Source organism: Janthinobacterium sp. C22, assembly GCF_057919405.1.
In genome coordinates, this window is sequence record NZ_CP193659.1 from 146,576 (window position 1) to 159,424 (window position 12,849).

Genomic DNA, 12,849 nt, shown 5'->3' on the forward strand with positions numbered 1-12,849 from the left:
TAAATGAATGCTGAGCTGTACCTAAAAAGCGTCCGGTACCTCGCTTTCCAGGCGGTACAGCCGGCGCTGCAACAGCGACACCAGCGAAACACACGCCGCCGTCAGTCCGACCGTGAAGAAGAAGAATCCCGTGCCGCGCCCCTTGCCGCTGCCGAACCAGGTGCCGATTGTGTCGAACCAGACGCCGCCGGGCATCAGGGCCGGCTCGAATACGTGATGCGCCAGGTTGCCGCCAGCCAGCGCGCTGAGCGGAATCAGGCTCATTTGCACAGCCTGCTGCAGGGCCGCGAAGCTGCCCTGGCGTTCACGCGGCACCTTGCGCCGCCACACCGCCTGCATGCAGGTTCCGAGGGTTGTGGTGCTGAGCATGACGACAAAGGAGGCGGCGCCCAGCAACAGCACCGACTGCGTGACGCCAGCCACGGCGATCGCCACCCCGGCCAGCAGATTGAACCCCAGCACCAGCGGGGTCCATCGCTTCGGACCGCCCCAGGTCACCATCACGACGCCGCTCAACAGGGCGCCCAGCGCGCCACAGGTGGTGATCAACGCCAGCGAAGCGGTGCTATGCATCGACAGCACCAGCGGCGTCACCAGCACGATCACCATGCCCGCCATGAAGCCGCCCATGCTGGTGTACGCATACAGCAGCGCCATGGCGGGACGCTGGCGCAGGAAGTCGAACGACCAGCCCAGGTCGCGGAAGGCGGAGCGCCTGGATTTGGCCACCGTCGCCTTCTCGACAGACGGCAGCTTGGCAATGGCCAGACTCGACAAGGCGATATAGAACGTCAGGATATCCAGCACCACGATACCCGACAGCCCGATCATGCCCAGCATGCCAGCGGCCAGCAGCGGAGCGGCGATCTGCGACAGCGCGCCGGCCATGCTGAACATGCCGTTGGCGCGGCCGAACTGGCTCTTGTTCACGATGCTGGTGATGGCGGCGTAGGCGGCCGGTCCCTGGAAGGCCATGCCGACCGACAGCAGCGCCTGCACGGCGAACAACTGCCACAGTTCAAAGCGGTCCAGCCAGACCAGCACGCCGATGGTGGACACGCAGCACAGCGCCAGCGCGTCGCAGGCGATCAGGATCTTGCGGCGGTCGAGACGGTCTGCCAGGCTACCGGTCCACGGCAACAGCAGCAGCGCCGGCAGGGTGGAAAACAGTGTCAGTTCGGTGAAGTCCAGCACCGAACCGGTACGTTGGAACAGCCAGACTCCCAGCGCGAACGAAGTCAGCATCGTGCCGAACATCGAGATCGCCTGGCCGAACCAGATCGTGTAAAACACGGGGCTGAGTCGCTCGGCAGGCAGCCTGGCCGGTTTGGTCGGTTTCGCGTCCTGCACAGCGACAGTCTCGCAGCTCCCGGGGGAGCGGATTTCCATGGTGGCGGCGTGAGTCATTTAACATCCTTCAGTAAGGGGAGGATCCATGCGGCAACGGCATCGATATGTGGCCGTTGCAGCAACGTCATGTGATTGCCCGGACCGTCGAGGAAACGGATATCGGGAGCAAAGCGGCGCCAGCGCGTCAGGAGATCGTCTGGGTCGTACTGCCAACCGCCGTCCGGCTTCTCCTGCGGCACGGCCACCAGATGCACGGGGCCCAGGTAGCGGCCGTGCGGCTGATAGTCGGTGTTCAGATTCGTCTCGAACACGCGCACGATGCCTTGCAGGGTGCGCACCGATGTACCGGGAGGCATCAGCCTGACCGCCACCAGCCGGGCCAGCAGCACGGCAAGCTGTTCCTCGTGGTCGCCCCCGGCAAAATCGGCCGCCGTCAAGCCCAGCGTTTGGTTCAGGTTCAGCTCGAAAATCTCGACCAGCCGCAACAGCATGTCGATGCGGCTGTGACGATGCGGCGGCGCGCCCGGCAGCGACGGCGCATCGGTGTCGAGTATCACCAGCGCCGACACGGTTTCCCCGGCCGCCACCAGTTGGCGCGCAACCTCCAGCGCCACCCAGCCGCCGAAGGAATGCCCCAGCAAGCGGTACGGCCCGTGCGGCGCCACCTCGCGGATGGCGGCGACATAGCTGCGCGCCGCGCTCGGCACGTCGATGTGCGGCACCAGCGTGCCGCACAGGCCGCGCGGTTGCAGGCCATAGATCGGCAGTGTCGCGTCCACCGCCTGCGCCAGCGAAGTGAAGGCAGTGATGCTGGCCCCGGCGCCGGGCACGCAGAACAGCGGCGCCACCTGCGGACGACCACTCTGGATCGGGATGCGCGGCGCGTATGCCAGTTCCTCATAGCGCGGTGCGGTATCGGTGACATTGCCCAGTGCAGCGCTCAGCACCGCGCCCAGCCGCTCGATCCATGGCATTTCCATGATCGAGCGGTGGTTGCCGCCCACCGGCCTGACGCTCAGGCGCCGACCGACGGCGGCGCGCCAGCCGAGCGAGGTGTCGGCGCGCTGCTCGTCGGTCGCCGTGAACAATGTAATACCGGCCGGGATAGATGGCCGGGCGTACTGGCGCAGCGCCACGGCAATCGCATGCTGGACCGCCAGATAGCGGCGCAGCATGTCGGCGCCAATCTGCGGCGGCAGCAGACCGGCACCCTGGCAGCGGGCCAGCATGGCCTCGACATTGCCGTCCAGCGCCAACAGTTCGGCGCGCACTTCATCGGACGCGTGCGCCGGCACCCACGCCATGGAGCGCATCCAGGCGTCGAACTCGGCCGGCACGGCGCGGCGGTAGGCGGCGGCGCCATCGGCCGTCACCAGCGCCGCTTCCGGCGGCTCGCTGTAGTCGCAGCGGGTGTCGATCAAGCCGAGGAATTCGACCGTCTGGTCAGCGCCGATAAGCTGATTGGCCATCTCGTAAGCGATGGTGCCGCCCGCCGACCATCCGGCCAGGCGATAGGGTCCCTGCGGCTGCACCGCGCGGATCTGGTGCACATAACTGGCCGCCATCTCTTCCACACTGCACGCCGGCACCTCGCCCGCCACGAAGCCGCTCGCGGCCAGGCCGTACAGCGGCAGTTCGCCGTCGAGCCAGGGCGCCAGGCTGCGCGCGTAGCCGATTTCGCCTTCACCGGGATGCACCAGAAACAGCGGACGCTGCTTGCCACCGGCGCGGATCAGCACCAGGTTGCCGTCCTGTTGGCATACCCCGAGCGCGCCGATGGCCTCTGCCAGTGCCTGCACCGTGGGATGGGCAAACAGCTCTCGCAGCGGCAGCTCGATGCCGAGCGCATCACGCAGGCGGGACGCGAACTGCACCGCCAGCAGGGAGTGGCCGCCCAGTTCAAAGAAGTGGTCAAGACGGCCGACCTGCCGCACGCCCAGTAGCTCCTGCCACAATTGCGCAACCATCTGCTCGACGCGCCCCTGCGGCGGCGCATAAGCGCGGCTGGCGAAAGCGCCGGCATCGGGCGGCGGCAGAGCCTTGCGGTCCACCTTGCCATTGGCATTGAGGGGGAAGGCCGCCAGCACCACAAAGGCGGCCGGCACCATGTAGTCGGCCAGTTGCGCCGCCAGCGCCGAGCGCAGCGCCCCGCCGCTCAGCTGCGCTCCCTGGCGCGCCGTCACATACGCCACCAGGCGCTTGCCGAGATTGGCATCGTCGGTTGCCACCACCAGCGCATCGCGCACGCCGTCGCAGCCGACCAGTTTGGCCTCGATCTCCCCCAGCTCGATACGGAAGCCGCGGATCTTGACCTGGAAGTCGTTACGGCCGAGATATTCGATACGGCCATCCGGCAGCCAGCGACCAAGGTCGCCGGTCTTGTAGACGCGCGCGCGGTCCCTCGTGCTGAACGCGTCAGCCAGGAAGCGCTCGGCGGTCAGTTGCGGGCGCCGCAGGTAGCCGCGCGCCACGCCGATACCGCCAATATGGATCTCTCCGGCCACGCCAGGCGGCACAGGCTGCCCGTGCTGGTCGAGCAGATAGATCTGCATGTTGTCGATCGGCCAGCCGATGTTGGGCGTATCCCCCGCCTCGCGGATCTGGCAGATGGTGGCATCGACCGTGCATTCGGTCGGACCGTACATATTGTAGAAACGGATGTCCGGTGCCGCCTTCAGGGTTTGCCACATCACGGCGTCGATCGGCTCGCCGCCGATCAGCACGCTGACCGGCTGGTACGCAGGGTTGCCGATCAGACCGGCCGACAGCAGCACCGACAGCTGCGACGGCGTGCAATCGAAGGCCTCGATGCGGTGCTGTGCCAGGAAGCGCAGCAGCGCAGGACCATCCGCGCGGATCAGTTCTGGAATCAGCACCACGCAGCGTCCCGACAGCAATTGCAGGATGCCCTTGAGCGACATGTCGAAGGAATACGCGGCGTTGAGCGCCACGTTGGCGTGCGGCGTGCAATAGCGATGCGTGGTGCGCTCGAGCACGTGCCAGAAGTTGACCGGCGAGGCGTGTTCGACCATCACGCCTTTGGCGTTGCCGGTCGATCCCGAAGTGTAGATCACATACGCCAGGTGGCGCGCGGTCAGGCCCAGGGCCTGCGGGTCCGGATTGCTCTCGTCGGCACCTTCCGGCCCAGCTTCGACGGTGTCGTCCAGCAGCAGCGCCGGTACGCGGCTCAGGGTCAAGACCGGCAGCTTGCCGAGCAGTGCGCGGCTGGTCACCAGCGCCGTCGGCGCGCAGTCTTCCAGCACATAGGCCAGTCGCTCCTGTGGATGATTGGGATCAAGCGGGACGTAGGCGCCGCCGGCCTTGAGGATGCCAAGGATGCCGACCAACATCTCGACGCTGCGCTCCACGCACAGCGCCACCAGACTGTCCGGCCGCACGCCCCTGGCGATCAGGGCGTGGGCAAGGCGGTTGGCACGGCAGTTCAGTTCAGCGAAGCTGAGGCTCCGGCCCTCGCAGATCACGGCAGGTGCGGCCGGACGCAGGGCCACCTGCTCTTCGAAGATGGTGGACAGCAAACGGTCGTCGGCATATGCGGTGCGGGTCTGGTTGAAATCGACCAGCACCTGCTGGCGTGCCGCGGCGTCAAGCATGCCCAGGCCGCTCACGCGCCCGGCATCGGCGTGCACGCCGCCACTGATCTCCCGCAGCAGGGTGTGCAACATGGCAGCAAAGCGCTGCACGGTGCTTTCGTCGAACAGCTCGCTCGCATAGGCGATGCCGCCATGAATCGCCTCGCCGCCATCGGCCAGCGTCAGCGACAGGTCAAAGTGCACGCTGCTGTTGTCGACCGGAGTCTGCTCCAGCCGCAGTCCCGGCAACTGTGCGGCGCGGCCGGCCTGTGCGGTGGTCATGTTGAGCATGGCCTGGAAGATCGGACTGTGGCTCATGCTGCGCGGCGGCTTGAGCGCATCCACCACTTGATCGAATGGCAAGTCCTGGTGGGCATAGGCGGCCAGCGTATCGGCCTTGACCTGCGCCAGCAGGGCAGCGACCGTCGGATCGTCCTCGAGCCGTACCCGCACCGCCAGCGTATTCACGAAGAAACCGATCAGGCTTTCCGCTTCCGCGCGCTGGCGGTTGGCCACCGGCACGCCGATCACCACGTCGCCCTGTCCCGACAGGCGCGACAGCAGCACCGCCCACGCGCCCAGCATGGTCATGAACAGGGTCGCGCCGTGGCGCTGCGCCAGCGCGCGCAGACCGGCGGCCACGTCGGCCGGCACCACGAAGGGCACCGCACCGCCGGCATAGCCTTGTACTGCCGGGCGGTTGCGGTCGGTCGGCAGTGTCAGCAGCGCTGGCGCGCCGTCCAGATGCTGCCTCCAGTAGCCGATCTGGGCCTGCAGCGCCGCGCCTTGCAGCCATTCTCTCTGCCAGGCGGCATAGTCGGCGTACTGGATTGCCAGCGCCGGCAACGGGTCGGGCAGACCCTGACTGCAGGCGCCATACAATGCAGCCAGTTCCTCCATCAGCACGCCGAGCGACCAGCCGTCGCCTATGATGTGGTGCAACGTGATCAACAGGATATGTTCCTGTTCGGACAAACGTAGCAAGCAACCGCGCACCAGCGGACCCTGCGCCAAATCGAAGGGCTGGTGCGCCTCGGCCACGCCCATGCTGTCGGCAGTAAACAGGAGTTCGTGGCCCGGCAACGAACTCAGGTCGCGCTCCTCCAGTGCGAAGCCTGTGTCGGCGGGAGCGATGACCTGCACTGCCTGGCCTTCGGCTTTGACGAAAGTGGTGCGCAGCGCCTCGTGGCGGGCAACGATGCGGTCCAGCGCAGCCCTCAGGGCCGGCTTGTCGAGCGCGCCGCTGAGCTTGAGGCCGAACGGAATGTGATAGGCCGCGCCCGCCGTCGCGTCCAGCTGGTCGAGGAACCACAGGCGCTGCTGCGCCCACGACAGCGGCAGCGGTTGGCTGCGATCTGCCCGGACAATGGCCGTCATGGTCGATCGTCCGGCGACATCCACCAGTTGCGCCAGCGCGATGAGAGAAGGATCGTCGAACAGGTCGTGCAGGGCAATCTCCACCTCGAAAGCCTGGCGCAGCCGCGACACCACCTGCACCGCCAGCAGCGAGTGGCCGCCCAGGGCGAAGAAGTGGTCATCGCGGCCGACTTGTTCGATGCCCAGCAATTGCTGCCAGATGGCCGCGATGGCGGCCTCGGTGCCGCCTTGCGGCGCCTGGTATGCCGCCGCTTCGACGGCCGAGCGGTCGGGTACCGGCAAGGCCTTGCGGTCCAGTTTGCCGTTGCTGGTCAGCGGGAAGGCGTCGAGCGTGACGAAGGCGCTGGGAATCATGTAATCGGCCAGATGGGCGCCAAGCTGGGCGCGCAGTTCGCCAGCGACAGGCGCCGCGCCGGACGCGCGCAGGTAGGCCACCAACCGTTTCTCGCCTGGCGCGTCTTCGCGGGCGACGACCAGCGCTTCTGCCACGCCGTCGCATGCCAGCAGGCGCGTCTCGATCTCGCCCAGCTCGATGCGGAAGCCGCGGATCTTGACCTGGAAGTCGTTGCGTCCAAGGTAGTCGATGGAACCGTCCGCCAGCCAGCGCCCAAGGTCCCCGGTCTTGTACAGCCGCGCGCCGGCGGCATCGGCGTAAGGGTCGCGGATGAAGCGTTCCGCCGTCAATTCCGCGCGGTTCAGGTAACCGCGCCCGACCTGCACGCCGGCGATGTGGATCTCGCCCGCCACGCCCACCGGCACCGGCTGCAGGTGACGGTCGAGGATGTAGATGCGCGTATTGGCGATCGGCCGGCCGATCGATACGCTGGCCGCACCGTCACCGGGCACGCAATGCTGCCACGTGACGTCCACCGCGGCTTCGGTCGGGCCATACAGATTGTGCAGCTCGACTTCTGGCCAGGTCCGCAGGAAGCGCTCGCTCAACTGGGGCGGCAGCGCCTCTCCGCTGCAGAACACGCGTTTCAGGCTGCCGCCCCGCCAGTCGCCGCATGCGCTCACAAAGGCTTGCAGCATCGACGGCACGAAGTGCATCGTCGTCACTGCGGCCTGCTCGATCAGCGCCGCCAGATAATCGGGTGACTTGTGGCCTTCCGGGCGGGCGATCACCAGCGTGGCGCCAGACATCAGCGGCCAGAAGAACTCCCACACAGACACGTCAAAGCTGAACGGCGTTTTTTGCAGGACGCGGTCATCGGCACCGAGGCAGAACGCCTGTTGCATCCAGCACAGGCGGTTGACCACCGCGCCATGCTCGTTCATCGCGCCCTTGGGCTGGCCGGTGGAGCCGGAGGTGTAGATCACATAGGCGAGGTGGCCCGCATGCAGGCCGATGGCCTCAGCGTCCGGGTTGGCATCCGATTGTGCCGCGATGGCGCGCGCATCGTCCCCGGCATCGACGACGATGGCCCGCGTTTGGCCGGCATCGAGGCACCCGGCCACCGCGCTGTGCGTCAGCAGGATGGCCGGGGCGCAATCGGCCAGCATGTACGCCAGGCGGTCGGCGGGATAGCCCGGATCGAGCGGCACATAGGCACCGCCGGCCTTGACGATGGCCAGCAGGCCGACCACCATCTCGATGCTGCGCTCCATGCAGATGGCCACGCGCGAATCCGGTTGCACGCCGTGGCTGCGCAGATGGTGCGCCAGCCGGTTGGCGCGGCGATTGAGCGCATCGTAGCTGAGGTGCTGGCCTTCGAAAATCAGCGCGCTCGCCTGCGGACTGCGGCGAACCTGCTCCTCGAAGAATTGATGCAGCAGCTTGTCGTCGGGATAGGCCTGGGTGGTGTCGTTGAAATCTGCCAGTACCTGGCGGCGCTCGGCGGCGCCAAGCAGCGCCACGCGGCTCAGCGCCATGCTGTCGTCGGCAACCATGGCACGCAGCAGGCTGGTGAAATAGCCGGCGATGCGTTCGATGGTGGCGGCGTCGAACAGGTCGCTGGCGTAGCGCAGGTTGCCGACGATGGCGTGCTCCGTCTGCGTCAGGTTGAGGCTGATATCGAACTGGGTGGTGTGATAGGCCTGCTCGACGCCGCTGAGCACCAGATCCCCCAGGGCGCGGCGGCGGCGGCCGGTGCGTTGTCCAGATTGAGCATGACCTGGAACAGCGGGCTGTGGCGCATGCTGCGCGCCGGCTGCACCGCTTCCACGATCTGCTCGAACGGCAGATCCTGATGCTCGTACGCCCCCAGCGTGTGCGCCTTGACTTGCGCCAGCAGCTGCGCCACGCTCGGATCGCCCTCCAGCTTCACCCGCAGCGCCAGCGTGTTGACGAAGAAGCCGATCTGGCCTTCCAGTTCGCTGCGCCGACGGTTGGCCACCGGCGTGCCGACCACCACATCATCCTGGCCCGACAGGCGCGCCAGAAGCGCGGCCCAGCCTGCCAGCAGGGTCATGAACAGCGTCGCGCCGTGCTTCTGGCTCAGCGCCTTCAGACCGGCGGTCAGCGCGGCATCGAAGCGCACCTGCACGCTGCCGCCGGCGTAGCTTTGCCGGGCCGGACGCGGACGGTCGGTCGGCAGTTCCAGCAGCGCCGGCGCGCCTGTCAATTGTTCTTTCCAGAACGCGCTCTGCGCTTGCAGGACATCGCCCTGCAGCCAGCCGCGCTGCCATGCCGCATAGTCGGCATACTGGATCGCCAGCGGCGGCAGCGGATCGGCCTGGCCAGCGCTGAAGGCGGCGTACAGCGTGCTGATCTCGCGCACCAGTATGCCGATCGACCAGCCGTCGGAGATGATGTGATGCTGATTGAGCAGCAGGACATGCTCGTCCGCGGCCAGATGCAGCAACTGGCCGCGTATCAGCGCTCCGGCCGCCAGGTCGAAGGGCTGGATGGCCTCATCGTCGGCCAGGCGGCGCACCGCATCTTCGCGCTCCGGGCCGGCGAGCTGGCTCAAGTCGCGCTCGCCGAGTGCAAAGCCGGCGTCCGCCGTGGCGATGACCTGCACCGGTGTGCCATCGACATCGATGAAACGGGTGCGCAGGCTTTCGTGGCGGCTCACCACGCGGTCAAGCGTTGCCTTGAGGGCCAGCTTGTCCAGCTTGCCCCGCAGACGCAAGGCGGTCGGCATGTGATAGGCCACGCTGGCGGCATGATCGAGGCGGTCGAGGAACCACAGGCGCTGCTGGGCATGGGACAGCGGCAAAGGCTGGCTGCGGTCGGCCAGCGGGATCGCCTCGGTCCGCACACGACGGGCCCGGCCCGCGGCTTGTGCCAGCGCCGACAGGGTGGGACCGGCGAACAGCTCGCGCAGGCTGATATCGAGTTCCATTTCCTGCCGAATGCGCGCCATCAGTTGCACGGCCAGCAGCGAATGGCCGCCCAGCTCGAAAAATGGTCCTGCCGGCCGACCCGTTCCAGATTCAGCAGCGCACACCAGATGGCGGCCAACGCCGCTTCGATCTGGCCTTGCGGCGCCTGATACTCGCGCGCGGCGGCGGCCGAACCGTCCGGCGCCGGCAAGGCCTTGCGGTCGATCTTGTTGGTCGGGGTCAGCGGGAAGGCGCCGAGCACGACGAACGCCACCGGGATCATGTAGTCGGTCAGATGCCGCGCCAGCTCGGCGCGCAATGCGGCCGGCGCCAGACTGGCGCCGTCATGCGCGATCAGGTAGGCCACCAGACGCTTGTCTCCGGGTACATCTTCGCGGGCAATGACGATGGCTTCCCTGACACCGTCGCAGGCCGCCAGGCGGGCTTCGATTTCGCCCAGCTCGATGCGAAAGCCGCGGATCTTGACCTGGAAGTCGTTGCGGCCCAGGTATTCAATGACACCGTCCGTCGTCCAGCGGCCCAGGTCACCTGTCTTGTAGAGACGGGCGCGCGGCTGGCCGGAGAACGGGTCGGCGATGAAGCGCTCGCTGGTCAGTTCCGGGCGGTGCAGATAGCCACGGGCAACGCCATCGCCGCCCACGTGGATCTCGCCGCTGACGCCGACCGGCACCGGTTGCAGCTGCTGATCGAGGATGTAAAGGCAGGTGTTGGCATTCGGACGGCCGATCGGGATGTGCTGGGCCGGCAGGATGCTGCCGCTGTCGTATGCCACGGAAGTGACGGTGACCGTGGTTTCGGTCGGACCGTATGTATTGAGCCAGCGGCATGCGCGCACGCCGGGCTCGGCCAGCCAGGCTGCCAGGTGGCGCTGCTCTGTCTTCTCGCCGCCGGCGATGATCAGGCGCAGGGTCGCAGCGGCACGGCTTCGGCCGGCCTGCACTTCCTGCACCCACTGGTGCCAGAAAGCGGTGGGCAGGTCGCTGACGGTGATGCCGTGCGCGTCGAGCAGGTCGACGAAGGCCATGTCGGGCACGACCATGTCCGCCGGACGCAACACGATTGCGGCGCCCACCGACAGGGTCGGGAAAATCTCGCCCACCGAGGCATCAAAGGCGAACGAGGCAAATTGCAGCACACGGTCGGCCGCGTTCAGGCCGCAGGCCTTGATGTGATGGTCAATGAAATTGAGGACATTGCGGTGTTCGACCATCACGCCCTTGGGCTGGCCGGTGGAGCCCGAGGTATAGATGATGTAAGCCAGATGGTGCGGCATCAGGCCGATGGCCGCCTCGTCGGGGTCGTGGTCCGGCTGCGCGGCGATGCGGCCGGCTTCGTCGGCATCGTCCACCACCACGATCGGCAAACTGGCTGGCGCCACCTGCGCCAGCCAGGTCGTCTGTGCGGCCTGGGTCAGCAGCACCAGCGGTGCGCTGTCCCTGAGCATGTAGGCCAGGCGGTCGGCTGGATAGGCAGGATCGAGCGGCACGTAAGCACCGCCGGCCTTGAGGATGGCCAGCATGCCGACCATCTGGTCGACGCCGCGCTCCATGCATAGGGCGATGCGCTGGTCCGGCCGGACGCCATGGCCGCGCAGGTGATGCGCCAGGCGGTTGGCGCGGCAATTCAATTCGGCGTAGCTAAGTCGGCTGTCAGCGTGCACCAGCGCCAGCGCCTGTGGATTGGCGCCGGCCTGGATTTCGAACAGTTGATGTACCAGCTGGTCTAATGGATAAACGGCGGCCGTGCAGTTGAAGTCCGCCACCACCTGCTGGCGTTGCGCCGCAGTCAGCAATGGCAGGCAAGCCACGCTTTGCTGGTCGTCTGCGGCCATGGCACGCAGCACGGTGGTCAGATGACCGACCATGCGCACGATTGTCGCTTCTTCGAACAGGTCGCTCGCATACTCGATGGCGCCGACGATGGTCCGGCCGGCGTCAGACATCGTCAGACTGAGGTCAAACTGTGTCGTGGAATGCGGCTGTTCGACGCCGGAGATGGTCAGTCCAGGCAAGGTCAACGCACCGCCTTCCGGCGCATTGTTCATGTTCAGCATGACCTGGAACAGCGGGCTGTGCCCCATGCTGCGCACCGGCTGCACCGCTTCCACCACCTGCTCGAACGGCAAGTCCTGGTGGTCGTAGGCGGCCAGCGTGTGCGCCCTGACCTGCGCCAGCAGTTGAGCCACGGTCAGTTCGCCCGCAAACTTGACGCGCAGCGCCAGGGTGTTGGCAAAGAAACCGATCAATCCTTCCAGCTCGGTGCGCTGGCGGTTTGCCACCGGCGTGCCCACCACCACGTCGTCCTGGCCCGACAGGCGCGCCAGCAGCGTCGCCCAGCCGGCGAGCAGGATCATGAACAGCGTGGCGCCGTGCTTCTGGCTCAGCGCCTTCAGGCCGGCCGTGACCTCGGCGTCGAGCACCAGCGGCACGCTGCCGCCGGCATAGCTTTGCCGGGCCGGACGCGGATGGTCGGTCGGCAAATCCAGCAGCGCCGGGGCGCCGCTCAATTGCGCTTTCCAGAATGCAGCCTGCGTTTGCAGCACATCCCCCTGTAGCCAGTCGCGCTGCCAGGCGGCATAGTCGGCGTACTGGATCGCCAGCGGCGGCAGCGGGTCAGCGCGCCCTTGGCTGAATGCTGCGTACAGTGTGCTCACCTCGCGCACCAGCACGCCGATCGACCAGCCGTCCGAAACAATATGGTGCTGGGTGATCAGCAGCACATGATCGTCTTCGGCCAGGCACACCAGGCGGCCACGGATCAGCGGGCCGGTAGCCAGGTCGAACGGCTGCAGCGCTTCCTCGCTGCCGATGGCGGCCAATGCACTGTCGCGTTCAGCGGCGGCCAGGCCGCTCAGATCGCACTCGTTCAGCGCGAAGCCGGCGTCGGCGGCGGCGATCAGTTGCACGGTCTGGCCGTCGAAGCTGGCGAAGGTGGTGCGCAGGCTTTCGTGACGGGCGATGACGCGATCGAGCGTGAACTTCAGCGCGATCTTGTCCAACTTGCCCTGCAGGCGCAGCGCGGACGGCATGTGGTAGGCGGCGCCGGCGGCATGGTCGAGCTGGTCGAGGAACCACAGGCGTTGCTGCGCAAACGACAGCGGCGGTGGCCGGCGGTGGTCCGCCCGCGTGATCGGCGGCGGCGCATCGCCGCGGGTGTCCGCGCCGGCGGCCTTCCTTAGGCGGAGCATCAGCAATTCACGCTTGCGGGCGCTCAGGGTGTTGGCGGTGGATAAGCTCATGACTGG

4 protein-coding genes are annotated in these 12,849 nt (G+C 67.1%); all 4 read right to left on the minus strand.

Annotated elements, in window-relative coordinates; all coding sequences use genetic code 11:
- Positions 1 to 21: 21 nt before the first annotated feature.
- The 4 genes from ACRHIG_RS00715 to ACRHIG_RS00730 are packed head-to-tail and all read right to left on the minus strand — an operon-like array spanning position 22 to position 12,843.
- Complete coding sequence (locus tag ACRHIG_RS00715) at positions 22 to 1,407, minus strand: MFS transporter (protein WP_489629105.1); 1,386 nt, start codon at positions 1,405 to 1,407, stop codon at positions 22 to 24.
- Positions 1,404 to 8,375 carry a non-ribosomal peptide synthetase gene (locus ACRHIG_RS00720; RefSeq protein ID WP_489629106.1) on the minus strand — a complete coding sequence of 2,324 codons (6,972 nt, stop codon included), beginning with the start codon at positions 8,373 to 8,375 and terminating at the stop codon, positions 1,404 to 1,406. Before ACRHIG_RS00720 ends, ACRHIG_RS00715 begins: the two co-directional genes overlap by 4 nt.
- Entirely contained in the window at positions 8,315 to 9,625 is a 1,311-nt protein-coding gene (locus tag ACRHIG_RS00725; protein WP_489630906.1) for a condensation domain-containing protein, read from the minus strand. The genes ACRHIG_RS00720 and ACRHIG_RS00725 overlap by 61 nt, the downstream gene beginning before the upstream one ends.
- Positions 9,625 to 12,843 (minus strand): non-ribosomal peptide synthetase, encoded by a 3,219-nt coding sequence (locus tag ACRHIG_RS00730; protein WP_489629107.1) that lies wholly within the window; start codon positions 12,841 to 12,843, stop codon positions 9,625 to 9,627. The genes ACRHIG_RS00725 and ACRHIG_RS00730 overlap by 1 nt, the downstream gene beginning before the upstream one ends.
- Positions 12,844 to 12,849: the final 6 nt, after the last annotated feature.

Excerpts from the sequence above, each read along its gene's own strand:
- ACRHIG_RS00715 (WP_489629105.1), bottom strand. The coding sequence starts at position 1,407 with ATGACTCACGCCGCCACCATGGAAATCCGCTCCCCCGGGAGCTGCGAG.
- ACRHIG_RS00725 (WP_489630906.1), bottom strand. The coding sequence starts at position 9,625 with ATGGCGCGCATTCGGCAGGAAATGGAACTCGATATCAGCCTGCGCGAG.
- ACRHIG_RS00730 (WP_489629107.1), bottom strand. The coding sequence starts at position 12,843 with ATGAGCTTATCCACCGCCAACACCCTGAGCGCCCGCAAGCGTGAATTG.